At 73.0% G+C, this 24700-nt stretch carries 22 protein-coding genes and 1 tRNA gene; 5 read left to right on the forward strand and 18 right to left on the reverse strand.

The genetic code is table 11. The features are described 5' to 3' along the window. Positions 1–85 precede the first annotated feature (85 nt). The 3 genes from A5481_RS14180 (at position 86) to A5481_RS32445 (ending at position 1009) form a co-directional block, all read left to right on the forward strand. Positions 86–162, forward strand: a tRNA-Met gene (locus tag A5481_RS14180). A 282-nt stretch (positions 163–444) separates the two neighbouring features. Beyond that, complete coding sequence (locus A5481_RS14185; RefSeq protein WP_245238809.1) at positions 445–783, forward strand: helix-turn-helix transcriptional regulator; 339 nt, start codon at positions 445–447, stop codon at positions 781–783. Next, complete coding sequence (locus tag A5481_RS32445) at positions 767–1009, forward strand: hypothetical protein (RefSeq protein WP_245238808.1); 243 nt, start codon at positions 767–769, stop codon at positions 1007–1009. The genes A5481_RS14185 and A5481_RS32445 overlap by 17 nt, the downstream gene beginning before the upstream one ends. 95 nt (positions 1010–1104) lie before the next feature. On the opposite strand, the gene A5481_RS14190 is transcribed toward A5481_RS32445, so the two are convergent. The 7 genes from A5481_RS14190 to A5481_RS14220 all read right to left on the reverse strand — a co-directional run bounded on the left by A5481_RS14190 (position 1105) and on the right by A5481_RS14220 (position 9625). Further along, positions 1105–1584, reverse strand: a complete 480-nt coding sequence (locus A5481_RS14190; RefSeq protein WP_048433924.1) for a c-type cytochrome — start codon at positions 1582–1584, stop codon at positions 1105–1107. Beyond that, positions 1581–3296, reverse strand: coding sequence for a thiamine pyrophosphate-requiring protein (locus A5481_RS14195; protein WP_048433923.1), 1716 nt, complete (start codon positions 3294–3296; stop codon positions 1581–1583). Before A5481_RS14195 ends, A5481_RS14190 begins: the two co-directional genes overlap by 4 nt. A gap of 28 nt (positions 3297–3324) precedes the next feature. Next, the gene (locus A5481_RS14200; protein WP_048433922.1) at positions 3325–3879 is read right to left on the reverse strand and encodes a MarR family winged helix-turn-helix transcriptional regulator; all 555 of its coding nucleotides are present in this window, start codon (positions 3877–3879) and stop codon (positions 3325–3327) included. A gap of 185 nt (positions 3880–4064) precedes the next feature. After that, positions 4065–5456: an MFS transporter gene (locus A5481_RS14205; RefSeq protein ID WP_048433921.1), complete on the reverse strand. Its 1392-nt coding sequence runs from the start codon at positions 5454–5456 to the stop codon at positions 4065–4067. 538 nt (positions 5457–5994) lie between these two features. After that, positions 5995–6918: a hydroxymethylglutaryl-CoA lyase gene (locus A5481_RS14210; protein ID WP_048433920.1), complete on the reverse strand. Its 924-nt coding sequence runs from the start codon at positions 6916–6918 to the stop codon at positions 5995–5997. 24 nt (positions 6919–6942) lie between these two features. Next, positions 6943–8178: an ABC transporter substrate-binding protein gene (locus A5481_RS14215; protein ID WP_048433919.1), complete on the reverse strand. Its 1236-nt coding sequence runs from the start codon at positions 8176–8178 to the stop codon at positions 6943–6945. Between the two features lie 148 nt (positions 8179–8326). After that, positions 8327–9625 carry a hydroxymethylglutaryl-CoA reductase, degradative gene (locus tag A5481_RS14220; RefSeq protein ID WP_048433918.1) on the reverse strand — a complete coding sequence of 433 codons (1299 nt, stop codon included), beginning with the start codon at positions 9623–9625 and terminating at the stop codon, positions 8327–8329. Between the two features lie 248 nt (positions 9626–9873). Here A5481_RS14220 and A5481_RS14225 point away from each other — a divergent pair, with 248 nt between their 5' ends. Beyond that, positions 9874–11262: an aminotransferase-like domain-containing protein gene (locus A5481_RS14225; RefSeq protein ID WP_245238806.1), complete on the forward strand. Its 1389-nt coding sequence runs from the start codon at positions 9874–9876 to the stop codon at positions 11260–11262. A gap of 291 nt (positions 11263–11553) precedes the next feature. Here A5481_RS14225 and A5481_RS14230 read toward each other — a convergent pair whose 3' ends face one another. The 7 genes from A5481_RS14230 to A5481_RS14260 all read right to left on the reverse strand — a co-directional run bounded on the left by A5481_RS14230 (position 11554) and on the right by A5481_RS14260 (position 19627). Further along, a complete protein-coding gene (locus A5481_RS14230; protein WP_048433916.1) occupies positions 11554–12468 on the reverse strand; it encodes an amidohydrolase family protein in 915 nt (304 codons plus the stop codon). Between the two features lie 11 nt (positions 12469–12479). Continuing rightward, positions 12480–13760: an MFS transporter gene (locus A5481_RS14235; protein ID WP_048433915.1), complete on the reverse strand. Its 1281-nt coding sequence runs from the start codon at positions 13758–13760 to the stop codon at positions 12480–12482. A gap of 71 nt (positions 13761–13831) precedes the next feature. Beyond that, entirely contained in the window at positions 13832–15136 is a 1305-nt protein-coding gene (locus A5481_RS14240) for an MFS transporter (RefSeq protein ID WP_048433914.1), read from the reverse strand. Positions 15137–15174: 38 nt separating this feature from the next. After that, complete coding sequence (locus A5481_RS14245) at positions 15175–16131, reverse strand: amidohydrolase family protein (protein ID WP_048433913.1); 957 nt, start codon at positions 16129–16131, stop codon at positions 15175–15177. Beyond that, entirely contained in the window at positions 16128–17015 is an 888-nt protein-coding gene (locus tag A5481_RS14250) for an NAD(P)-dependent oxidoreductase (RefSeq protein ID WP_048433912.1), read from the reverse strand. The genes A5481_RS14245 and A5481_RS14250 overlap by 4 nt, the downstream gene beginning before the upstream one ends. Before the next feature lie 29 nt (positions 17016–17044). Beyond that, positions 17045–18334, reverse strand: coding sequence for an MFS transporter (locus A5481_RS14255; protein WP_048433911.1), 1290 nt, complete (start codon positions 18332–18334; stop codon positions 17045–17047). A 258-nt stretch (positions 18335–18592) separates the two neighbouring features. Further along, positions 18593–19627, reverse strand: a complete 1035-nt coding sequence (locus A5481_RS14260) for a 4-hydroxythreonine-4-phosphate dehydrogenase PdxA (RefSeq protein ID WP_048433910.1) — start codon at positions 19625–19627, stop codon at positions 18593–18595. Positions 19628–19811: 184 nt separating this feature from the next. On the opposite strand from A5481_RS14260, the gene A5481_RS14265 reads away from it, so the two are divergent. After that, positions 19812–20495 carry a GntR family transcriptional regulator gene (locus tag A5481_RS14265; protein WP_048433909.1) on the forward strand — a complete coding sequence of 228 codons (684 nt, stop codon included), beginning with the start codon at positions 19812–19814 and terminating at the stop codon, positions 20493–20495. A 233-nt stretch (positions 20496–20728) separates the two neighbouring features. On the opposite strand, the gene atzF is transcribed toward A5481_RS14265, so the two are convergent. The 4 genes from atzF to A5481_RS14285 all read right to left on the reverse strand — a co-directional run bounded on the left by atzF (position 20729) and on the right by A5481_RS14285 (position 24693). Beyond that, entirely contained in the window at positions 20729–22519 is a 1791-nt protein-coding gene (gene atzF / locus A5481_RS14270; RefSeq protein ID WP_048433908.1) for an allophanate hydrolase, read from the reverse strand. Next, positions 22516–22905 carry an oxalurate catabolism protein HpxZ gene (gene hpxZ, locus A5481_RS14275; RefSeq protein ID WP_064504003.1) on the reverse strand — a complete coding sequence of 130 codons (390 nt, stop codon included), beginning with the start codon at positions 22903–22905 and terminating at the stop codon, positions 22516–22518. The genes atzF and hpxZ overlap by 4 nt, the downstream gene beginning before the upstream one ends. Before the next feature lie 142 nt (positions 22906–23047). Next, positions 23048–24448, reverse strand: a complete 1401-nt coding sequence (locus A5481_RS14280; RefSeq protein ID WP_064504004.1) for an AtzE family amidohydrolase — start codon at positions 24446–24448, stop codon at positions 23048–23050. Further along, positions 24445–24693, reverse strand: a complete 249-nt coding sequence (locus A5481_RS14285; RefSeq protein ID WP_048436645.1) for a DUF4089 domain-containing protein — start codon at positions 24691–24693, stop codon at positions 24445–24447. Before A5481_RS14285 ends, A5481_RS14280 begins: the two co-directional genes overlap by 4 nt. Between the last annotated feature and the right edge of the window lie 7 nt (positions 24694–24700).

Genomic DNA, 24700 nt, shown 5'->3' on the forward strand with positions numbered 1-24700 from the left:
TACTGTGTCTCAAGACACGGGAGAGTCGGTCACCGCCAGACCTGCCAAGCACGTCACACCTTCCCTCATCGCGACAACACCCTGGCGCGGGGTGGAGCAGCCCGGTAGCTCGTCAGGCTCATAACCTGAAGGTCACAGGTTCAAATCCTGTCCCCGCAACCAAGACAACGAAGAAGCCCGCTGGCGAAAGCCCGCGGGCTTCTTCGCGTTCAGGCCGGACCACATACGATCGCGGCGGCAATCGCGGGGCCGAGCCTCGCAGCGCTGCCGCTCATCACCTCGACCGCATCCATCGACGACGGTCCCCGGCGGCGTCGGGTACGGATCGGGACGATGCCGACCGCCGATGGCTCCGGGTTCGCGGCTTCCGGCCGGCCGCAGCGAATTGCGACCATGCACGATGCTTGAATATTTTGAGCGCCAGACCATACATTATAGGCCTCAATGTATGGCCTGGCGTTCATGCAAACCAGAGCGATCCTGTCCACCGACGAGCGCGAGAGTCTCCAGCGTCTCGGCGAGCGCGTGCGGCTTGCACGTCTGCGTCGGAATCTGACCCAGGCTGAGCTCGCCGAGCGCATGGGCGTGCGGCGCCTGACCGTCGTCAGCCTCGAGAAGGCTCGTCCCGGAGTCACGCTGTCGACGCTGCTCAAGGCTCTCACCGTCCTCGGATACACCGATCGGCTCGGCGACCTGCTGGCCAGCGATCCCATCGGCGAGGGAATGGAGATGGCGATCGGCCGGAAGCGGGCGGGGAGGGGCGCCGGTGTGGCAGATTTCTAGCGCGGGTCGGCTCGACAGGCTCGTCGTCTTCCGCTGGCATGCCGGTTCCTACGTTCCGGCGGGCGAACTCACGTTCGAGGGCGCCGGGCCGACACGCATGGGCCGGTTCCGCTACGCACGAAGCTATTTCGCCCGGGACGGGGCACGGCCGATCGACCCGCTGGGGCTGCCTCTCGTGCGCAAGTCGTACCCGGCGGCTCCCGAGGCGGTCGGCTTCAAGCCGTGACGTCCCGGTGGCGGGACTTCCGGCGGCCGGCATCGACCGGCCGGCGGCCTGCGCCGATCCGCCGGCCACGAGCGCGGTTCGCCCGCGCGCACGGGCTATCGGGCCGCCGAAGAAGGCGGGCTCCTTCCGCTGCCGCCGGCGGACAGCGTCTGCAGGTAGGCGATGAGGTCCGCCCGGTCGAGCGGGTCGGGGATGCCAGGAAAGCCCATGCTCGTGCCGGGCACCATCGTCGCGGGAGCGGTGAGCCAGACATCCAGCCTCTCCGGAGACCAGACGCCGCCGAGGGACCGCAGCGCCGCCGTGTAGCCGAACCGGCGGCTGTTCTCGCCGGGCGGCTTGCCCACGACGTCGAAGAGGCCCGGGCCGTTCCGGTCGCCGGCCCCCGCCCTGACCGTGTGGCAGGCGGCGCACGGCCCGAACAGGCGACCGCCCCGCACCGGGTCGGCCACCCGCATCAGGTCGGAGAAGCCCGGCGTGGCTCCCAGGGCCCGGCGGCGTTGCCCATCGTCGTCCGAGCAGGCCGCGACCAGCAGCGCGAGGCCGACGAGCGGGAGGCGCGTCGCGGCCCGGGTCAATGGTGGGGCAGCCACACGTCGAGGACAGCGCAGCGCCGCTCCTGGCGGACGACCCGCAGGGCCTCGGCGAGGGCCTCGTCCACCTCCGCCGCCAGCGTGACCTGGCGCCCCCACGCCCCGCCCGCCGCGGCGGCGATCCCGGCATAGTCGGGGGCCGGCTCGAACGAGGTGTCGAGGTGGTTGGCCCGGGCGGCGTAGCCGTCGGGATGCACCGCCAGGGTCGAGAGCTTCGGCGATTTCCAGCCGCGGTTGTTGAAGACGATCTGCAGGAAGGGCGTCCCGTAGCGGCGCGCCATCCAGTGGACCGAGGACGGCACGGTGAACAGGTAGGTGCCGTCGCCGGTGAGCGCGACGACCGTCCTGTCGGGCTGCGCCAGCTTGATGCCGATCGCCGCGCCGCCGTTCCAGCCGAGCGAGCCGCCGCCGCTGGTGAAGATCGTCCCGGGCCGGTCGAGCGCCAGGTGATCGAAGACGGTGTGGTAGTGCGAGATGCCCTCGTTGACGTACAGCGTCCCGTCGCCCGCGAGCGCCCGCAGCCGGGCGATCAGGTGTTCCGCGGTGACGGCCCCGTCGGGCGACGGCGCCTCCAGCCGGCGCAGGTCCCGGTCGCGGGCGGTGTGCAGCTCGGCGTAGTGGCGCGTGCGGGCCTCGACGGCGGCGGCCTCCGGGGGGTGGACGTCGAACCACTCGGCGAGCTGCGTCAGCGCGGTCTCGGCGTCGGCCCTGAACACGCCCTCGGCGGGGATGTGCCAGAGCGGCATCTGGTCTTTGAGCGGGTCGACGTCGATGTGGAAGATGCGGGCGTCGTCCGCCGGCCTCGACACGGTCGGGATCCAGGGCACGTCGCTGTCGACGACGAGGATCACGTCGGCGGCCGCCAGCACCGGGTTCTGGCGCGGGTGGTTCCACTGGTTGCCCTGGTAGAGCGGGTCCGTATGCGGGAAGTTCATCGCGTTCGGCACCGATTCCAGCACGCCGATGCCGAGCCGCCGGCACAGGGCGGCGAGGGGCGCGACGGCCTGCGGGTTGCGGCCGACGAAGGAGGTGACGAGGAGCGGCCGGCGGGCCCCTGCCAGCGCGGTCGCGATCTCCCGCACGGCCCGCCCGCTCAGGCCGGCCGGCGCGATCGGCCGCCACGACGCGGCGTCGTCGCGGGTCGGCGCGACCTCCTCCTCCATGACCTCGCGGGCGCCCATCAGGTAGACCGGGCCCTTGGGGTCGGACTTGGCGAATTGCAGCGCCCGGTGGACCAGGTCCTTGACGTTTTTCCCGGTGCGGATCTCGTTGTCGTAGCGCATGTAGCCGCGCACCAGGCCGCGCTGGTCGTGGACGTCCTGGATCCACTGGATGAACTCGTTGCGGCTGCCCCTCAGCTCGCCCTCCTGGGTGAAGGGTGAGGCGCCCGCGAAGACGATCATCGGGGCCCGGCCCTTCGCGGCGTTGTGCACGGCGCCGGCCAGCGCCTGGGTGCCGCACTCGACATGCACGACGACCGCCTGGGGGATCCCGCTCGCCTGCCAGTAGCCGTGGGCGGCGCTCATCCCGACCATCTCGTTGGGGCAGGTGACGATCTCGGGGATCCGGCGCCCGGCCGCCCGCGCCTCGGCGATCGCCTCGATCAGGGCCGGGTGGTCGCTCCCGACATTGGCGAAGACGAACGAGACGTCGGCCTCGATCAGGGCGTCCAGGAAGGCGCTGCTCGTCGTGTACATGGCGTGGTTCCTCGGGTCGATCCTGGGGTCAGTCCTCGCCGGCCGCCGGGCGCGAGGTGTCGGGCTCCGCGCTCAAGGCTTCGGTCAGGGTCTTCAGGAGGGCGACGAGCTGCCGGCGCTGTTCCGGGGCGAACAGGGCGTTGAGCCGGTCGTCGTGGCGCGCGGCGCAGTCCGCGAGCAGGGCGAGCTTGGCACGCCCGCCCTCCGTCAGGCTGATCCGCCGGCCCCGCCGGTCCGCGGGATCGGGGTCGCGCCGGATCAGCCCGCGCCGCTCGAGGTCGCCCAGCAGCGGCGTCAGGGTGCTCTTGTCGCGGCTGGTCGCGAGGCTGAGCGCCGTCTGGCTGACGCCCGGATTGTCGCCGATGAGCTGCAGCAAGGCGTACCAGCCGGGACGCAGGCCCAGATCCCCGGTCAGCCCGCTGAACGCCTGGAACGAGGCGTTCTGGGCGAGGCGGAGGTTGTAGGCGATCGTCTCGCCCAGGCGTCCGAGCGGAACCGGGTCCTGTGCGGCGCCCGCGGCGGCGTCGCGCGCGGGCGCGGCCGTCGTCGTCCGGCTGGAACGGGGAGTGAGGCGCTTGCGCATCGATGATGATCCGGCGCAGGTCGGTGAATGCGGCGATGGCCGCCCGGCCGCCGGCCGGCCATAGCCGCCGGCGCCCATGCCGCCAAACGGCATCCGCGCCCCGTCGTCGGTCGTCCGTTCCGCCGGCCGGACGATCGAGCCGCATCCGTGAGCTCCGCCGACGGAGAGATGGCGGTCTCGCCGGGTCAGCGCTCGGCCGCGACGGCGGCCGGCGCCGCCCGGGCCGAGGCGGCCCCGCGCATCGCCGGGATGTGACGACCGACCAGGGCGAGCGAGAGGGCGACCCCGGCCATGGCGAGGCCGAGCATCACGAGGTAGCCGCCCGATCCGCCGGAGGTGATGACCGCGGCCCCCGCGAAGGCGCTCAGGATCGCCCCGAGGCGGCCGAAGGCGAGGGCGGAGGCGGTGCCCGTCGCCCGCACGGCGGTCGGGTAGACGTGGGCGCAGACCGCGTACATCGTCGACTGGGTGGCGTTGGCGAAGAAGCCCTGGAGGCCGAGGCCCGCGATCAGGAGGCCCGTGGAGGTGCCGATGTCGACGCCGGTCAGGGCGAAGGCGGTGGCCGCGCCGCCGAGCGCGCACAGCAGGAGCGGCCAGCGCGAACCGAACCGGGTGATCGCCGCGGCGCAGAGAAGGGCGCCGAACACGCCGCCGAAATTGTAGGCGGTCAGGCCCGACCCGGCGACGGCGACGTCGAGGCCCGCGGCGTTCAGCATCGTCGGCAGCCAGCTGAAGGCGCTGTAGACCGCCAGCAGGTTGAGGAAGAACGCGCACCAGAGCGCGATCGTGTCCCGCGCCCGCCCGGTCTCCAGCAAGGCCGCGACCCCCTCGCGCCGCTCGTGCTTCTGCTCGGTCGCGTCGGTGAAGGCCGCGCCGGCGGGAACCGGACGGGACATGCGGCCGAGAAGCCGGGCCAGCTCGGGCCAGCGGTTCGGCCGGCGGGCGAGGAAGCGGGGCGATTCCGGCAGGACCGCGATCAGGATGAGCCCGTAGGCCACGGGCAGCAGGCCGCCCAGCAGGAACAGCGCCCGCCAGCCGAGGGTCGGCAGCACGTGGCCGGCGAAGAGACCCGCCAGCATCCCGCCGAGCGGCACGCAGACGATGGTCGCGGTGATCGCCAGGGTCCGGCGCCGGGCCGGGGTGAACTCGGCCGTGACCGTGGTGGAGCTCGGGAGCGCCCCGCCGATGCCGAGCCCGGCGACGAACCGCAGGACCCCGATCCCCCACAGGCCGTCGGCGAGGCCGATGGCGCAGGTGGCGAGCCCGAAGACGAGGACGCTGCCGATGACCGCCCAGCGGCGGCCGAACCGGTCCGCGAACAGGCCCGCGCAGGCGCTGCCGATCCCCATGCCGACGAGGGCGGCGGCGAGGACGGGCGCGAAGTCGCCGCGGGAGAGGCCCCATTCCTTGATGAGCACCGGAACGGCGAAGCCGATCAGCTGGCCGTCGAACCCGTCCATGACGATCGAGAGGGCGGCGAGGACGACGACCGTCTTCTGCATCGTCGTCCAGTGGCCGGCATCGAGTACCTCGCCGATGTCGGTGGCGCCCGGCGCCGGGGCGGCTGCGGCGCTCATGCCGACCTCGCCGGTGCGAGGGTATCGACCTCTCCGGGGCGCGGGTCCGGGATGCCCGGCCGTGCCGGGACGGCCGGCGCAACGGGGCCGACGACGCGCGGCGCTCGCTCCGAAGCTGTCATGGCGTACTCTCCCGAGGGCGGCCCGGCTTGAGGCAGGCTCGCAGCACCAGCTTCCACCCGGTCTGATCGCTCGTCAAGTTGGTTGGCATACCAACTAATCGTTGGCGGGGCGACGATGCCGGCAGGACCGGCGTGAGCCGGGCACAGGGGGAGGGCGGTCCGACGATGTCCGGATCGGTCGCTGCGGCGTGTACGCGGCGGGCGGCTCCGGAGCGGCCCGATCGCCGCCGAGGCGACGGACGGCGCGCGCGGGCACGCCGCTCCCGAATACTATCGGCACCCTGGAGCCGCCTGCGCGGGGCCGAGGCGGAAGCTGTCTGTAGGCTCCGCGCGGTCCGCCGGCGCCCGGCGCGGCTGGAGGCGCCGCGGCCGGACCTCCGGGACGCGGGCGCTATCGGGGCGTCGGCGCGTCGCCGTCACCGGGCGCGGCCGGGGCCGGCGGCCTGGACGGATTGCCCGGGCCGGGCCGCCTCCTCGCGGGCCCGGACCAGCGCGTCGGTGACGAAACGGCCGGCCTCGGCGAGGCGGACGGGGTCGACCCCGGTCGCGATGCCGAGGCGGGCGAGGTCGGCCACCACCGCCTCGGTGGCGACGTTGCCGGTGGCGCCCGGGGCGTAGGGGCAGCCGCCGAGGCCGGTGACGGCGGCATCGACGACCGCGATCCCGAGATCGAGGCAGGCGCGGATGTTGGCGAGCGCCAGACCCCGCGTATCGTGGACATGCAGGGCGAGCCGCTCCGGCGGCACCTGCGCCGCCACCGCGGCGACGCAGGCCCGTGCCTCGTCCGGCGTGCCGGCCCCGATCGTGTCGCCGAGCGAGATCTCCCGGCAGCCGAGCGCGACGAGGCGCTGTGCCACCGCCGCCACGGCCTGCGGCGCCACCGCTCCCTCGTAGGGACAGCCGAGGACGCAGGAGACGTAGCCCCGCACGGCGATCCCGGCGGCGCGGGCCGCCTCGGCCACGGGCGCGAACCGTGCGAGGCTCTCGGCGATGGAGGCGTTGATGTTGGCCTGCGAGAAGCTCTCGGAGGCGGAGGCGAAGATCGCGATCTCCCCGGCGCCGGCCGCCCGCGCCGCCTCGAACCCTGTGAGGTTCGGCACCAGCACGCTGTAGGATCCGCCCGGGTTCGGCGGCAGTCGGGCCATCACCGCGGCGGTGTCGGCCATCTGCGGCACCCGACGGGGCGAGACGAAGCTGCCGACTTCGATCGCGGTCAGGCCCGCGGCGAGCAGGCGCTCGATCAGCCCGACCTTGACGGCGGTGGAGACGGGGACGGGCTCGTTCTGAAGCCCGTCGCGGGGACCGACCTCGACGATCCGGATGCGGGCGGGGAGGGTCACGGCGCGAGGCTCACGGTGCCGGGCTCACGGTGCCTTGACCAGCGGGCAGCGCCCCTCGGCGAGCGGCCGGAACGCCTCGGCGGCCGGGATCGTCTGCACGAGCTTGTAGTAGTCGAAGGGGCCCTTCGACTCGGCCGGGGTCTTCACCTGGAACAGGTACATCGGGTGGACGTGGCGGCCGTCCTGGCGCACCTTGCCCTCGCCGAACAGCGGGTCGTTGGTCGGCTCCGCCTTCATCCGGGCGACGACCGTCCGCCCGTCGGTGCTGCCGGACGCGGCCGCGGCGCGCAGGTAGGCGAGGGCGCCGGCGTAGACGCCGGCCTGGTTGGCGGTTGGCCGGCGGCCCTTCATCTGCTGGGCGAAGCGGTCGGCGAAGGCGCGGGTCCCGGGATTGGCGTCCCAGTAGAAGCCCTCCGTCAGGTAGAGCCCCTGCGCGTCCTTGAGGCCGATCGCGTGCACGTCGGAGAGCTGCATCAACAGGGCGGCGAGGTCCTGGCCGCCGCCGGTGATCCCGAACTCGGCCGCCTGCTTGACCGAGTTGACCGTGTCGCCGACCGCGTTGGCGAGCGCGATCACCTGGGCGCGGCTGGCCTGGGCCTGGAGCAGGAACGAGGAGAAATCCGCGGCCGCCGTCGGATGGCGCACGTTGCCGACCACCTGCCCGCCCTCCTGCCTGACCACGCTCGCCGCATCCGCCTCGAGGGCGTGGCCGAAGGCGTAGTCGGCGGTGAGGAAGAACCACTTGGTCTTGCCGGCGCGCACCAGGGCGAGCGCCGTGCCGTGGGCGAGGGCCCAGGTGTCGTAGGTCCAGTGCACGGTGTTGGCCGAGCATTTCGGGCCGGTCAGGTCCGAGGTGCCGGGGCCCGAGGCGATGAAGGCGGCCTTCGAATCGCGCACCACCTCCTGCACGGCGAGCGCCACCGAGGAGAACGGCACGTCGAGGATGGCATCGACCTGGCCCTCGGCGATCCAGCGCCGGGCGGTGGCCGAGCCGATATCGGGCTTGTTCTGGTGGTCGGACTGGATCACCTCGACCTTGATCGCAGGATTCTCCTTGCGGAAATCCTCCACCGCGAGGCGGGCGGCGACCACCGAGCCCTCGCCGGTGGAATCGGCCGCGAAGCCGCTGAGGTCGGTGAGCACCCCGAGCTTCACCACCGTCACGTCGGCCCGCGCGGCCCCGGCCGCGACGAGGAGGGCGGCGCCGGCGAGCAGGCGGGTCGCGAGGCGAAGGGTTCGGGTGCGGTCGAGTCTCGGCATGGTGTTCCTCCCGTTCTTGTCGTTGTCGGCCGCCGGATCGCGTCGCCCGATCCGGCGGCTGTTCGACGTGAGATGAAATCGTTTCCCGGTCCCGCCCTCGGGACGCGGTCCGGGATGGGATGAAGCGACGCGAGACGAGGCGTCGGGCTCACCCCCGCCGGATGCCGGCCAACACGTCCTGCGCCACGTCGAGGCGCACGCGGTGGCCCTCGACCAGGACGCGCGCCACCGCCTCGATCTCCTCGCCGACCGCACCGGCCATCATGGCGATGTTCTGGGCGTGGAGGGCCATGTGGCCCTTCTGGATGCCGGTGGTGGCCAGCGCCTTGAGGGCGGAGAAGTTCTGGGCGAGCCCGACCGCCGCGATGATCCGCGCCAGGCGCTCGGCTGTCGTCGCGCCGAGGATCTTCAGGCAGGCCTGCGCGGTCGGATGGAGCTTGGTCGCTCCGCCGACGAGCCCCACGGCCAGCGGCAGCTCGATCGAGGCGCTGAGGTCGCCCGACGCCGTGACCTCGTAGCGGGTCAGGCTGGTGTAGCGGCCCGAGCGCGCCGCGTAGGCATGTGCCCCGGCCTCGATCGCCCGCGTGTCGTTGCCGGTGGCGAGAACCACCGCGTCGATGCCGTTCATGATCCCCTTGTTGTGGGTCGCGGCCCGGTAGGGATCGGCCTCGGCGAAGTGATAGGCGCTCACGATGCCGTCGCGCACCTCCGGCCCGCCGATCGCGTCCGTGCGCCAGACGGCCTGGGCACGGGCGAGCCGCCGGTCGGCGAGGTTCGACAGGATGCGCAGGTAGACGCGCCCGCCGCTCCAGCCGGCGATGTGCGGCGCCACCGCCTCCGCCATGGTGTTGACCGCGTTCGCCCCCATCGCGTCGCGGGTGTCGACGATCAGATGGGTCACCACCATCGCGCCGCCCAGGCTGTCGAGCACCCGGACCTCGACGTCGCGCAGGCCGCCGCCGAGGCTCACGAGCACCGGATCGCAGGCGTCGCAGAGCGTGCGGAGCGCCTCGCGCTGCGCGAGGATGCGCAGGCGCGCCGCGTGCGGGTCGCTCACCCCGACCGCCTGGACCTGGGCGATCATCAGGTTGCCGGAGACCGAGGTGGTGAAGCCGTCCTCGTAGACCTGGCGCGCCGCGTTGCAGACCGCGGCCACGACCGAAGATTCCTCGGTCGCCATCGGGATCAGCACGTCCTCGCCGTCGATCCGCATGTTGGTGGCGATACCGACCGGCACGTTCATCGTGCCGATGACGTTCTCGATCAGCCGGTCGGCGAGGTCGGGGGCGAGGTTGCCGAAGTCGGACAGGTGCGCGACCTCGGAATCCGAGAGCCCGGCGAAGGCGGCGACGAGGTCGAGGCGCTCGCGCGGGCTCTTCTTGTGGAAGCCGGCGATGCGCGAGCTGCGGTTCGCCCGGGGCGTGCTTCTTGGCGTGGAACTCGGCATGGAACTTGGCGTGGAACTTGGCATGGGAGATCTCTCGCCGGTGGGCGTCGCGATCGGGCGGCCCGTCCGCACCGGGCGAGGGCAGCCGCGCGAGCCCCGACCGCTCGAGCGGCCGGACCGGCTCTCCCCTCGTCCGGGCACGTTAGACCCTGCCCGTTGCCGGTACCGTACCCAACCGTGCCCGGCCGACAAGGAACGCTTTGCGCCTTATCCGGAGGGACCGTACCCTCGCCGTCATGGATACGATCGTGACGCGCGAACCCCGGACCCGGGTCGAGCAGGTGGTCGCCGGGCTGACGGAGCGGATCGACCGCGGGCTCCTGCGGACCGGCGAGCGCCTGCCCTCGATCAGGGCGGCGGCTGCCGCCTTCGCGGTGTCGAAGAACACCGTCGTCAACGCCTACGAGCGCCTCGTCGCCTCGGGCCGGGTCGAGAGCCGGCCGGGCTCGGGCTTCTACGTCTCGGCACAAGGGCTGGCCCTGCGGCCGGCGCCGGCTGCGATCCCGGGGCCGGTCCCGCTCCGGGCGGTGGACAGCGTCTGGCTGCTGCGCGAGCAGCTCGACCGTCACTACGAGGTGCGCGTCGGCGACGGACGCCCACCGCCGGCCTGGCTGGAGAGCCCGGAGGCCGGCCGGCACCTGCGGCCCTCGCGCGCCGCGGCGAGCGAGAGCTACGGCAGCCCCGACGGCTACCTGCCGCTGCGCCGGGGCCTCGCGCTGCTCCTGGCCGAGCGGTCGATCCAGGTCGAGCCGGGCTGCGTGCTGCTCACCGCGGGGGCCAACCACGCCCTCGACCTGATCATCCGCCAGTTCGTGGCGCCGGGCGAGCCGGTGCTGGTCGACTCGCCCGGCTACTACCCGCTCTTCGGCAAGCTGCGGCTCGCCAAGGCCCGGATCGTCGGGGTGCGGCGCAACCCGGACGGGCCGGACGTGGCCCATCTCGAGGCGATGGCGCGGGCGAGCGGGGCCCGGCTGTTCTTCACCCAGTCGCTCGCCCACAACCCGACCGGATGCTCGCTCACCCTGCCGGTCGCCCACCGGCTGCTCCAGCGGGCGGGTACGCTCGACCTGCGGATCGTCGAGAGCGACCCCTTCGCCGACGTGCTGCCGGCCGCGCAGGCCCGGCTTGCCGCCCTCGATCAGCTCGACCGGGTGATCTATGTCGGCACCTTCGCCAAAACCCTCTCGGCCAGCCTGCGCTGCGGCTACGTCGCGGCGCGCTCCGACGTCGCCGAGGCGCTGCGCGACCTCAAGATGGTGACGAGCGTAAACAGCTCGGGCTTCGTCGAGCGGATCGTCCACGACCTGATCGAGAGCGGACGCTACCGCCGTCACCTGCGACGCCTCGGCGGCCGGATCGAGGCGGCGAGGCTCCAGGGTCGGGCGGTGCTGCACGGCCTTGGCCTGCCCGTCTTCGGCGAGCCGCGCGGCGGCTACTATCTCTGGTGCGGGCTGCCGGCGGCCTGCGACCTCGAGGCCCTGTCGCGCCGGGCGGCCGCGCGCAGCATCCTGATCGCCCCGGGCGGCCTGTTCCTGCCGGAGGGGCCGGCGGGCCCGCCCATGATGCGGGTCAACGTCGCGCATCTGGGCGATCCGCGCTTCGGGCGGTTCATGCGCGACGAGGTCGTCGGCCGGTGAGGAAGCGGCGCTCTCGCCCGGGCGCCGGCGACGCATCGGCCCGGCGGCCAAGCCGAAGGTCGGCTCGACCGGCTCTCATACCGCGGCGCCGTCGAACGGATCCGTTCGCAGGCGCCGGCCAAGCCCGCAAGGTTTCCCCGTCCTCGCGTCGGCGCCGATGCGCCGGACGCCTCGGCATCGAGGGGGCGATGCCGAGGCGCGAGGGTATGATGTGAGCGAAGTCATCGGCTGGGGGCCGCCTGGGCGCTGACGCACGGCCCGAGCCCGGGCGGGCGCCGCGGCCCGATCGGATCAAGCCCCCGGCACGACGCCGTAGATCCGCCGCGCCGTGCCGAGGAAGAAGGCCTCCTGCTCCGCCGGGGGAAGGGCCGCGACGATCGCCTTGAAGCCGTCGATCATCGGGGAGAGGTCCGCGCACAGGCCGTCGACCGGGAAGTTCGAGCCGAACATCACCCGGTCCGCCCCGAACAGGTCGATCAGGGTCCGCACCACCGGCCCGTTCAGCCCGGGCGTCCAGGCCCGGCCCGGCTGGCCGAGGCCCGAGGCCTTGACGGCGACGTTCGGGCGGGCGGCGAAGCGGGCCATCGCGTCGCGCCAGAGCCCGAGGCTGTCGGGATCGCGGCGCGAGGGCAGGCCGGCGTGGTTGAGGACGATCGTCGTGTCGGGGAAGTCGCGGGCGAGATCGACGGCCTCGTCGAGGTTCCACCACGGCGTCTGCAGGTCGAAGCGCAGGCCGTGGCCGCCCAGGAGTGCGTAGCCGGCCCGCCAGCGCACGTCCGACATCAGGGTCCGGCACCGCCCGACCTCGTCGGGCGCGGCCGGCCCGCCCGGCTTATGGCGCACGCTGCGCACCAGCGGGCAGGCGGCCTGGCCCGCCAGCACCGCCGCGACGTCGTCGCGGTCGAGCCAGGCCTGCGCCACGATCGCGCTGGGCAAGCCCCATTCGGCGGACAGCCCCGCGGCGTAGGCGGTCTCGCCGAGCGGATCGCCCGGATCCCACTCGGTCTCGACGTAGACGCTGGCGACGACGTCGTGTGGGCCGGCGTCGCGGCGGTAGTCGTCCGGCAGGTAGCGCCGCTTGATCGCCTCGTAGTCGCCGTAGCGGAACGGGATCCGCACGCCGGGCCTCAGCCAGGGATGCGGGTTGCGGTCGGGCTCCCAGAAGTGCTGGTGCGCGTCGAGGATCGGGCCGTCGTAGCGGTACACCGGCACCTCCTTCAGGACCGTGACGGGGGATAGGCGATCAGCATCGTGCCGGCGACGTAGACGAGGGCGCAGGCGGCAAAGAACATCAGCACCGCCAGGTAGGCGCCGGTCGCCTGCAGGATCACCCCGGTGAGGATCGGCACCGCGATGCCGCTGGCGGAGCCGGCGAAGTTCATGATCCCGCCGACGAGGCCGACCTTGTCCTTCGGCGCGAGCAGCGGCGGCAGGCTCCAGTAGAGGCTGCCCCAGTAGAGGAAGAACAGCGTGACCGAGAGGAGCGCCACCGCGCCGACGGGATCGGTCACCCGCGGCAGGGCGACGAAGGTCGCGAAGATCGCGAGCCCCGAGAAGCCCAGCATGCCCCGGTAGACCGCGGCCCGCGACCAGCCGCGGGAGAACAGGGCGTCGGCCGTGAAGCCGGCGAACAGCGAGCCGGTCATGCCGGCGAGGAAGATCACGAAGGTCGCCGAGCCCATCTGCTTGAGGTCGAAGCCGCGGGCCTGGGCGAGGTAGCTCGGGCCCCAGGTGAGCAGGCCGAAATTGATCATCGCCCAGGCCATCCGGCCGAGCATCAGGCCGGCGAGCGAGCGGGCGGCGATCCGGGGCGGAACCTCCGCGGCGCGCTGGCCCTCCGGCACGGCCCGGATGGCGGCGAGCTCGGCGGCGTTGACCTGCGGGTGCATGGCCGGATCGTCGCGCAGGGTGCGCCAGGCCAGCGCCCCGAGGGCGATGGTGCCGAGGCCGGCGGCCAGGAAGGCGAGGCGCCAGGACTCGAGGGCGAGGATCAGGAACGAGATGATGACGCCGCCGAAGGCGGCCCCGAGGGGCGAGCCCGAATCCATCAGCACCGCGCCCCGGGCCCGCTCCTGCGGCGACAGCCAGATCGCGTTGAGCTTGGCGCCGGCGGGGAACAGGGGGGCCTCCGCCGCGCCGAGGCCGAGCCGGGTCAGGAGGAGCGACAGCCCGCCCGTCGCGACGGCCGCGAGGGACTGGAACAGCCCCCAGGCGATGGTGGCGCCCGCCATCAGGCGGCGCGGGCCGTAGCGGTCGATCAGCCAGCCGCCCGGCACCTGGAGCAGCGCGTAGGTCCAGAAGAAGGCCGAGAGGATCACGCCCTGCATCGTCGGCGAGAGATCGAACTCGCGGGCGATGGTCGGCATCGCGATCGACAGGGCGGTGCGGTCGATCAGGTTGATCACGACGAGCGCGAACACGACCGCGAAGATGCGCCAGCGCACCCGCGTGGCGGCGGCGCTCGCTGCGGCGGCGGGTCCGGCGATGGTGGCGTCCATGGGGTGTCTCCTCCGATGGTCCGCCCCGGGGCTCTTGCGGCCCCTCGGGCGGTGATGGGCAGGGCGGCTTCTCAGCGGTTCACCAGCCGGGCCGGGATCAGGAAGATCAGGCCTGCGGCCAGCACGAGGGTCGCGGCGAGGAACAGGATCGACAGCTCGGTCTTGCCGGTCGCCTGCGAGGTCCAGCCGACGATGGCCGGGCCGAAGAAGCCCGAGAGGTTGGCGAACGAGTTCAGCACCGCGAGCCCGCCGGCCGCGGCGACGCCCGAGAGCATCGCGGTCGGCAGGTTCCAGAACAGCGGCGGGATGGCGAGGATGCCCGCGGTGGCGATGCAGAGCGCGAGGACGCCGAGCACCGGCTGGCTCTGCCACAGCACCGAGAGCCCGAGCCCGACCGCGCCCGTCAGGTAGAGCCCGGCGAGGTGCCAGCGGCGCTCGCGGAACCGGTCGGAGCTGCGGCTGACGAGCACCATCGAGGCGATGGCGCACAGGCTCGGCAGAGCCGAGACGAGGCCGACCATCGCCGGGTCCTTGACGCCCATGTTGGTGATGAGCGTCGGCAGCCAGAAGTTCAGGCCGTAGAGGCACAGGTTGCAGATGAAGAAGATCCCGGTCATCAGGATCAGGTAGCGGTTGGTCAGCGCCGCCTTCAGGGTCAGCGCGGGCTTGGCCGCCCGCTCCGCGGCGAGATCCTCGGCGATGGCGGCCTTCTCGTCGGCGTCGAGCCAGCGTGCCTGATCGACGCGGTCCTCGAGGAGGAGCAGCAGCGCGACGCCGATGACGACGCTCGGCAGGGATTCGAGCAGGAACAGCCATTGCCACCCGGCATAGCCGAGCACGCCCGACATCCGTCCGAGGATCAGGCCCGAGAGCGGCCCGCCGATCAGCCCGGCGACGCCGAGCCCGATGAAGAACAGGCCGACGACCCGGCCGCGGCGCTCGGCCGGGAACCAGGCGCTCAGGTAGTAGATCACGCCCGGCATGAATCCGGCCTCGGCGAGGCCGAGGGCGAAGCGCACGGCGTAGAACTGCCAAGCGGTCTGCACCAGCATCGTGGCGGCCGAGATCAGGCCCCAGGTCACCATGATCCGGGCGAGCCAGGTGCGGGCGCCGACCCGGTGCAGGATCAGGTTGCTCGGCAGCTCGAACAGGAAGTAGCCGAGGAAGAAGATCCCGGCGCCGGCCCCGTAGACCGCGTCGCTGAATTGCAGGTCGGAGGCCATCTGCAGCTTGGCGAAGCCGACATTGACCCGGTCGAGATAGGCGGCGAGGAAGGCCAGGATGAGCAGCGGCACGATGCGCGCCGTCGCCTTCCTGTAGGCCGAATCCCGGACCGGGAGGCCGGCGCTCGCGGCCGGAATGGCGATGGTGGACATGACGGTTTCCTCCCACGGTTTGTCTGGCGTTGCGGGGGTTATCGTTCGCTGCCGTGCGTCGATTGCATCCGGTAGACGCGCCGCGCGGTCTCCGAGAACACCTTGCGCAGCCGCGCCGGATCGCGCGTGCCGAGCCCGCGCAGCACCGCCGGGACGATCCGCGGGATACCGGCCGAGAGGCCGCTGACCGGGAGGTTGCTGGCGAACATAACCCGGTCGTCGCCGAAGAGCGCGACCGTCTCGGCGACCACCCGCACGGTGCTCTCCTCGTCCCAGCGGCCGCCGCGCAGGCCGAACTCGGAGAGCTTGACGCTGACCTGCGGCAGCGCCGCCAGTGCCTCCATGCCCCGGCGCCAGGCGGACAGCCCGTCCTCCGAGCGATCGAGCGGCAGGCCGCAATGGTTGAGCACGACCGGCACGCCCGGCAGCCCGGCCACGACTTCGGCGGCCTCCGAGAGGTGCCAGAACGGCACCCGCAGGTCCCAGGACAGGCCGTGCGCGGCAAGGCGCGCGAGGCCCGCCCGCCAGGTCTCGTCCTGGAGCGACCCCGGCTCTCCGGCGACCGACAGGCCGGGCGCGGCGGCCGTGACGGGCTTCGAGCGCACGCCGCGGAACGCGGGACTCTCGCGATGGGCGGCCAGCACCGCGTCGAGGTCGGGCTGGAGGAACGAGACGTGGCCGACCGTGACGCCCGGCAGGCCGTCGCAGCCCCGCACGGCGTCGACCCAGCGTGTCTCCGCCACCTGCTCGTCGCGGGCGCGCTCCGCCTCGACATGGACGCTGGCGGCGAGGCGCAGGGGCGAGAGATCCCGCCGCAGGTCGGCGACCGCGTAGTCGCGGCGTAGAGGTTCGTAGGGGCCGAGGAAGAACGCCGCGCCGGCATAGCCCTCCTGCAGCCAAGGGTAGTGGCCGTCCCGCAGCGCCCAGAGGTGGTGATGGGCGTCGACGATCCCCTCGGGCAGGATCTCGTTCAGCAGGGCGAGGCCGGCGCTCATGCGACCTGACCCGGGTTGCGCCGCTCCAGCTCGACCAGCAGCCCCGAATGGTCGAGGTCGCCGGCATGGCTCAGCAGGGTGCGGAACAGCTCGGCGGTGAGTGCGGTGTAGGGCGTCTCGGCGAGGGCGAGGCGCCGGCCGGCATCGAGGGCGTTGTCGAGGTCCTTGAGATGGGTGACCGAGCGGCCGCGGGTGGTGAAGTCGCGCGCGATCATCCGCTCGGCATGCAGGTCGAGGACCCGGCTCTCGGCGAAGCCGCCGCGCAGCGCCTCGCGCACCTTGGCCGGATCGGCGCCGCCGCGCTGGGCCAGCATCAGCGCCTCCGCCACCGCGCCGATCGTCACCCCGACGATGATCTGGTTGGCGAGCTTGGCGAGCTGTCCCGCCCCGTGCGGCCCGACATGGACGGGCCGGCCCATGGCCGTGAGCGCCGCTTGCGCACGGGCGAAGGCCTCCGCCTCGCCCCCTGCCATGATGGCGAGCGTTCCGGCCTCAGCCCCGACCGTGCCGCCGGAGACCGGCGCGTCGAGATGGCGGATGCCTTGCCCGGCGAGCCGGGCGGCGTGCCCTTGCGCCTCCGCCGGCTTGATCGAGCTCATGTCGGCCACGACCGTACCGGGCCGGATCGCCGCCGCGGTGCCGGCCCGGAACAGCACCTCCTCGACGATGGGGCCGTTCTCCAGCATCAGGATCACGAGGTCGGCGTCGCGGACGGCCGCCGCCGCGTCCCCGGCGATCGTCGCGCCGTCCGGCCGCAGCGCCTCGGCCTTGGCGCGGGAACGGTTCCAGGCGGTGACCGGGAATCCGGCGCGCAGGAGGTTGCGGGCCATCGGGGCGCCCATCAGGCCGGTGCCGAGGAACGCGATGCGGGGAGGGGCCGGCATGATGTCGTCCGTGACGGGAGGGGAAAGGGTCACTCGGCCGGGACCGCATGGGCGACGGCCGGGGCGGAGCCCGCGACCTGCACCTGCGGCTTGATCCAGAAGGTCGCGGCGGCGCCGACGAGGAGCAGGCCGATCGAGCCGGCGAAGGGCAGGGTCCAGTTCCCGGTCGCGTCGATGATGAGCCCGAACAGGATCGGCGAGATGATGCCGGCCACCGCCGAGCCCGCGTTCATCAGCCCGCTCGCGGTGCCGGCGTGGCGCGGCGCCACGTCCATCGGCACGGCCCAGATCGGTCCGATCGTCAGCTCGATCATGAAGAAGGCGCCGCTGAGCAGGAGCGCGATGCCGGCGAGGTCGCGCACGAACAGGACCGGGACCAGGAAGGCCGCGGCGCCGAGGAAGCTCACCAGGATGACCCGGGCGCGCGCCGCCTCGAGGCTGCCGGTGCGGCGGTAGACCCAGTCGCAGATCACCCCGCCGACGGTGTCGCCGACGACGCCGGCGAAGAACACGCCGGAGGACAGGATCGCCGAGTTCTTGATGTCGAGGTCGTAGCCGTGCTTGAAGAACACCGGCAGCCAGGTGAAGAACAGCCAGCCGGTCCAGCCGTAGCAGAAATAGACCATCATGGTCGGGGCCATGCGGCGCAGGAGGGGGCCCCACGGCACGGCATCGGCCTTGCCCTTGCTCAAGGAGTAGGGCGGTACGTCGGCGAGGTCGCCCGCGACGACGCCGCGATGGGTGCGCGGATCGTCCCGGAAGTAGAGCCACCACGCCGCGACCCAGATCGCCGTGACGGCGCCGAGCACGATGAACGACATCCGCCAGGACAGGGTGAGGATCAGGAAGGCGACGAGCGGCGGCGTGATCGCGTTGCCGAAGCGCGAGCAGGAATGGGTGACGCCCTGCGCGAAGCCGCGCTTGGCGCGCGGCGTCCAGTTGGTGAGCGCCCGGCCGGCGGCGGGGAGCGTCGCGCCCTCGCCGACCCCGAGCACGAAGCGCACCGCGAGCAACGCCGCGAAGCTGCCGACGAGCCCGGTGCCGATCGTGGTCAGCACCCAGATCAGGCCGCAGACCAGCAGCGTGACCCGCGAGCCGATCCGGTCGGCGATCCAGCCGCCGACGACCTGGAACACCGCGTAGGAATAGCCGAAGGCCGAGAAGGCGATGCCGAGCTGGGTGTTGGTCATGCCCAGCTCGGCCTGGATCGAGGAGGCCGCCGTCGACAGGTTGACCCGGTCGACGTAGAGCAGGAACGACATCGCGGAGAGCAGGATCAGGACGTTGAGCGGCGCGCCTCCGCGGCGATAACCGAACATGATTTCCTCCCGTCGCCATGGTTTTTCATGATCGTGCGGTTTCTTGTTTTGTTTTTTTATTTTTTGCCTGGCCCCACGCTCGACCGCATCCTGAGAGGTGAGTCGATCGGCGGTCGACTTGCCTCGACGGAGGCCTCCGGAAGCCGAAACGCCGGCTGGACGCCTCCTGCGGGGCTGCTGCGGGCAGCGGCATCCCGGGGCGAGGTCGCGGCTGGGATGCCGGGAAGCGTCGTCGCGCCGGACGCGCCGATCAGAGGCTCACGCCGCCTGCTGCACCGCTCCCCGCCCCACCATCCGGGCGGCGAGCAGCAGGGCGGCGCGGCTGGCGCCCGGATTGGCGATGCCCTGGCCGGCGATGTCGTAGGCCGAGCCGTGGGCGGGGGTGCAGATCGGGAACGGGAAGCCGCCGAGCAGGGTCACGCCGCGGTCGAAGCCGATGAGCTTCATGGCGATCTGCCCCTGGTCGTGGTACATCGTCAGCACCGCGTCGAAGGCGCCCTTGGTGGCGCGCAGGAAGACGGTGTCGGGCGGGAACGGCCCCTGGGCGTCGATGCCCTCCCGCCGGCCGGCCTCGACCGCGGGCGCGATGATCGCATCGTCCTCGTGGCCGAAATTGCCGCCGTCGCCGGCATGCGGATTGAGCCCCGCCACCGCGATGCGGGGTGAGGCGAACCCACTGTCCTTGAGCGAGCGGTCGGTGAGCCGCAGGCCCTCCAGCACCGCGTCGTAGGTGATGAGCGAGGCCACCGCCGAGAGCGGCACGTGGGAGGTGATGCGGGCGTTCCACAATCCTTCGAGGATGTTGAACTCCTTGGCCGGCACGTCCTCGAGCCCGAGCACCTCGGCGGTGAAGCCGATCTCGTCGTCGTAGGGCGGGTGGGCGAGGCGCATCGCCGCCTTGTTGAACGGCGTGAAGCAGACCGCGCCGGCGATCCCCGCGGCGGCAAGGCCGATCGCCTCGCGGAAGTTGCGCAGCGCGAAGGCACCCCCCTCCCGTTGCACCTCGCCGAGCCGGATCGCGTCGGGGTCGAGGTGGCCGAGATCGAGCAGCACCGGGCGCCCGCCGGGCGTCGGGTCCTGGCCCGGTCGCCGGACCTCGACGTCGAGGGACAGGCCGGCCTGCGCGGCGCCGCGCTCCAGGACGCGGGCATCGCCGACGATCAGCAGGCGGGCGGCGGCGCGGATCTCTGGATCGGCCGCGACCTTGGCGGCGAGCTCGGGCCCGATTCCTGCCGGGTCGCCGATGGCGACGGCGAGGACGGGGCGCTGCGTGTCGGCGGACGGATCGGGCATGGGCGTGAGACCTGGCGTTTCCTCGGGTTGACCCTCGTATAGACCCGGGCTGTCTTGCACGCAAGAATGCTGTATGCAGGATGACAGGATGCGTGGAAGCGGCGATGAGCGTGCGTGTCGGCCGGTCGCGAGTGGAGGAGGATGGGGCCTCATGCTAGGAGGGCTTGCGGCTGAGAGGCGGGACATGGACGTGAGCAACGAGGGGGTGTCTGTCCTCGACCAGATGGTGCCGGTCAGCCGGCGCACGCTCCACGACGAGCTCGTCGGGCGCATCCGCGACCTCATCATCGAGGGCCATCTCGCGCCCGAGAGCCGTATCCACGAGGGCCAGCTCGGGCAGGCGCTCGGGGTCTCGCGGACCCCCTTGCGCGAGGCGCTGAAGTTCCTCGCGAGCGAGGGCCTGATCGAGCTGGTGCCCGGGCGCGGCGCGGTGGTGCGTCGCCTGACCCCCCGTGACGTGCGCGACATGCTCGACGTGCTGGCCGCCTTGGAGACGACGGCGGCCCGTCTTGCCTGCCGACGGGCGAGCGATGCCGAGATCGCCTCGCTCCGCCGGCTGCACGACGAGATGATGGGCTACTACGCGACCCGCACCCGGCTCGAATACTTCAAGCGCAACCAAGCTTTCCATGCCGGGCTGGCCACCCTGTCGGGCAATGCGTTCCTGGCCGCCACCCACGAGGGCATCCAGTCGCGCCTGCGCCGGATCCGCTTCGTCGGCAGCGACGCGCCGGACAAGTGGGCCGGTGCGGTGGCCGAGCACGAGGAGATGGTGCAAGCCCTCGAGGCTCGCGACGCCGACCGCCTCGCCGCGGTCATCGCCCGCCATCTCGAGGCGACGTGGATCCGCGTGCAGGACGTGATGTGACCGTCGATCCTTCGGGAGATTCGTGCGTCGCGGCCGGGCCCGGGGGAGGCCGAGATCGCGGGGCCCGTCGACCAGAGGGTATCACAGCAGGCGTGACCCGACCGTGAGCTCGGAGCCGGGATCGTCCGCGCCGGCCAGGGCCGCGCACCGGGAGGTCCGGCCGGCGCGACGAGCCCGGGCATCCGCCCGGGCCCCCGTGAGCGAGCCGGGCAGGCGCTCATGCCGAGGCTTGCTCAGCCAGCGCGACCGGCGGCGAGATACGCCCGCCATCCCCCATGGGTCGACACGTCCTTCGCCTCCCGCACGCCCTCCGCCTCGCACAGGAACCCCTTCGGTGACGTTCCGTCGGCAAGGCGAAGGGTGCCGATGCCGAGGGGGGCGGGAATCGCGGCGACGAAGCGACCGAAGGCGTCCGGCGCGAGCGCCCAGACCTCCGTGGCGATCGCCGTTCCTGCGCCTGCCGCCACCCGTACGAGGCCTGGACGGCGGGGGCCCGCGCCCGGCAAGGCGAAGAGCCGGTAGTCGGGCGTGGTCGCGACCGCACGCAGGCGCCGGGCCCCGAGGGAGGTCAGTTCCCCGTTGAGGGGCAGGCCGGACAGATGCGCGCCGACGACCGCCAGCTCGATCTCGTCGCCGGCCGCCCGTTCCGGATCCGTCTCCGGGGCCTGCGGCAGGAGCGCGCCGGTCGCTCCCATCGGGGTGCCGCCGGCGCGGTGGAGGCCGTCGCCGAGCGGGACCAGGGCGGCGTCCCGGCCCGCCGGGGCGATCAGCGTGACGCCGGCCGGCCCCCCGTCGGCACGGGGATGGCTCGGCACCGCCAGCGCGCAGAGATCGAGCAGGTTGACGAAGTTGGTGTAGGTGCCGAGCTCGGCGTTGGGACCGATCGGGTCGGCGGCGAGCGCCTCGAGGGTTTGCGGGCGCGGGAAGGTCGGCACGCACAAGGCATCGATGCTCTGCCAGACCGTCTCGGTGGCGCGGCGCAGCTCCGCCAGCCGGTAGCGCCCCGCGAAGGCGTCCGCGGCGGAGAAGGCGGTCGCCCGTTCCGTGATGGCGCGGGTGGCCGGGTGAAGCGCCTCGGGCCGCGTGGTGATCAAGGCACGGATCGCCTCCCAGCGCTCGGCCACCCACGGCCCGTCGTAGAGAAGCGCGGCCGCAGCGAAGAACGGCGTGAGATCGACCGGGACCAGGGCCGCCCCGAGGGCTCCGAGATCGGCGAGGGCCGCCTCGAAGGCCGCCTCGGAGAGCGCGTCCCCGGCGAAGCGCCGGCTCGCCGCATCCGGCACGCCGACCCGCAGCGTCAGCGGCCCGGGCCGACCGACCGCGACGGGCCGCGAGAACGGGTCGTCGGGGTCGAACCCTGCGAGCGCGGCGAAGCCCGCGAAGGCGTCCTCGACGGTGAGGGCGAAGACCGATACGCAATCGAGGGTGCGGCAGGCCGGCACGACGCCGCGGGTCGACAGCGCGCCGAGGGTGGGCTTGAGCCCGACGATGTTGTTGAGCCCCGCCGGCACTCGGCCCGAGCCGGCGGTGTCGGTGCCGAGCGCCAGCGGCACCAGCCCGGCCGCCACCGCGACGGCGGAGCCTGACGACGAGCCGCCGGGGACGAGCGCCGGAGCGAGGGCGTTACGCGGCACGCCGTAGGGGGAGCGCACGCCGACGAGCCCGGTGGCGAACTGGTCGAGGTTGGTCTTGCCGATGACAAGCGCCCCGGCCCGGCGCAGCCGCGCCACCACCGCCGCGTCCTCCGTCGCGACGCATGCGTAATCGGGGCAGGCGCAGGTGGTGGGCAGGCCGGCGACGGCGATGTTGTCCTTCACGGCGACCGGGATGCCGTGAAGCGGACCCGCCGGCAGGTCGAGGGCTTCCGCCGCCACCTCGGCCTCCGGTCGCAGGGTGATGAAGACCGCCGGGTCGGCATGCGCCGCGATGCGCCGGTAGACCTCGTGCACGGCCGCCGCCGGCGTGAGGGAGCCCGAAGCGTAGGCCTCCCGGTACTGGGCGAGGGTCAGGGGAAAGCCGGTCACGCCGGCACCTCGTCGACCAGGCTGACATGCGCGGCCACGACGCGCCAGCCCTCGGGCAGGCGCGCCCAGGACTGCATCTGGCGCCCGACCTTGCCCGGGTTGCCCTCGCGCCAGAACAGGGTCGAGGCGGTGGCGAAGTCGCGCCCGTAGGTGGTGATGACCGTCTGTCCGATGCTCCGCTCGACCCCGACCGGCGAACGCGCCCGGCGGAAGGCCCGGATCGCGTCCATGCCGTAGAGGTTCTCCCCGATCCCGTACCGGATGGTGCGGGGATCGTCCCAGAAGAGCGCCTCGAGGGTCGGCACGTCGTTGGTGACGAGGGCAGTCTCGTAAGCAGCGAAGGCCGCCTCGACCTCGGCCTTCACGTCGGGTTGGTCGATGTCCATGGGTGGTCTCCCTTCGCACGGTTCTCGTGCGCGTCGTGTCGGTCGGACGAAGGAGCGGTATCTCTCCTCCCGCGCAGGAGCGCGCGCTGTCGATCGCGGATCGCGCGCGAGGGTCCCGCCAGGGGTGCAGGGCGCCCCGGTTTCACGCCGCCACGGGCGCCGCCCCCACCCCCGCCGCTTCGAGCGCCCCCGCGACCCGCAGGGCCACGTCTTCCCGCCACGGCGCCGCGATCACCTGCACGGCGAGCGGCAGCCCGCCCCCGACCCGCACCGGCACCGCCACGACCGGCAGGCCGATGAACGAGATCGGCTGGGTGAAGATGCCGATATTCGGCCGCGCCGGTACGGCGACACCGTCGAGCTCCATGGTCGTCTGCCCGATCCGCAGCGCCCGACAGGGCGTGCAGGGGGCCAGGATCACGTCGACCTCGTCGAACACCGTCAGCACCCGTGCCCGGTACCAGCTGCGGAAGCGCTGGGCACGATGCACCCAGGCGGCGGGGATCGTCGTACCGGCGATCAGCCTGTCGCGGACCGCCGGGTCGTAGTCGGCGGGGCGCACCCGCAGGCGGTCGTGGTGGAGGCCCGCCGCCTCCGCGGCGGTGATGACGAAGGCTGCGGCGCGGGCCCGCGCCGCTTCCGGGATCTCGACGCGGCGGGTGGCGCCCAGCGCTGCGGCGGCGAGCGCGACGGCCTCGAAGCAATCGGGCTCGCCGCCGCGGGCGAAGTAGCCGCCGGCCACGCCGATGCGCAGACCCGTCCGTCCTCGCGCCAGGGCATCCGTCGCCGGCTCGATCGAGCGCGGCGTCTGCCAGGGATCGTCGGGATCCTCGCCCTGCATCGCGTCGTAGGCGAGCGCCAGGTCGGCGACCGATCTCGCGAGCGGCCCGAGATGATCGAAGCTCGCGACGAAGGGGTAGGAGCCCGCCCGCGACAGCCGGCCGAAGGTGGGCTTCAGCCCGAAGGTGCCGCAGAACGACGCCGGAACCCGGATCGAGCCGTTGGTATCCGAGCCGAGGGCGAGGGGCACGAGCCCCGCCGCCACGGCCGCCCCCGACCCGCCCGACGACCCGCCGGTCATCCGCTCGCGGTCGTGCGGGTTGCGCGAGGGGCCGTCATGGGCGTTCTCGCCGGTGAAGTCGTAGGCGTATTCCCCCATGTTGAGGGCGCCGACCAGGATCGCGCCCGCCGCCTCCAGCCGCCGCACCAGGGCGCCGTCGCGAGCCGCCGGCTCGCGATCGCGATTGATCTTCGAGCCGGCGCGGGTCGGAAGTCCCGCGACATCGAACAGGTTCTTGACCGCGAAGGGCACGCCCGCCAGCGGACCCGGTATCCGGCCGGAGGCAAGGCCCGCGTCGATCTCGGCCGCCCGGGCCCGGGCGCGACCGGCCGTCACGTCCGTGAATGCGTTCACGCCGGGATCGATGGCGGCGATCCGCGCCAGGGCGGCCTCGACCGATGCGGCGGCGGTGAGCCGGCCCGCCGCCACGGCGGCGGCGATCTCGGAGGCGGTGCGCGACCCGCTCGTGGTAGAGCCGCTCATGCCGGGTCTCCGCTTGCCGAGCCGGCACTTGCCAAATCAGCACTTGCCCGGAACACCGGCGCCGGCTCGACGGCGTCGTCGAGGGGGAAGTCCAGCACCAGCCGGGCGGCGGCGGCCGTCGCCTTGACGCTGGCGATCACCGTCTCGCGCCACTCGGGCGCCATCGGGATGCCGACGAGGGGCATCATCGCGTCGACGACCGCGCCGGCGGTGTCGTCGTCGAGGGGAAGGGGAGGTGTCGTCATGATCGGC

This window comes from Methylobacterium platani (genome assembly GCF_001653715.1).
Classification (GTDB): domain Bacteria; phylum Pseudomonadota; class Alphaproteobacteria; order Rhizobiales; family Beijerinckiaceae; genus Methylobacterium; species Methylobacterium platani.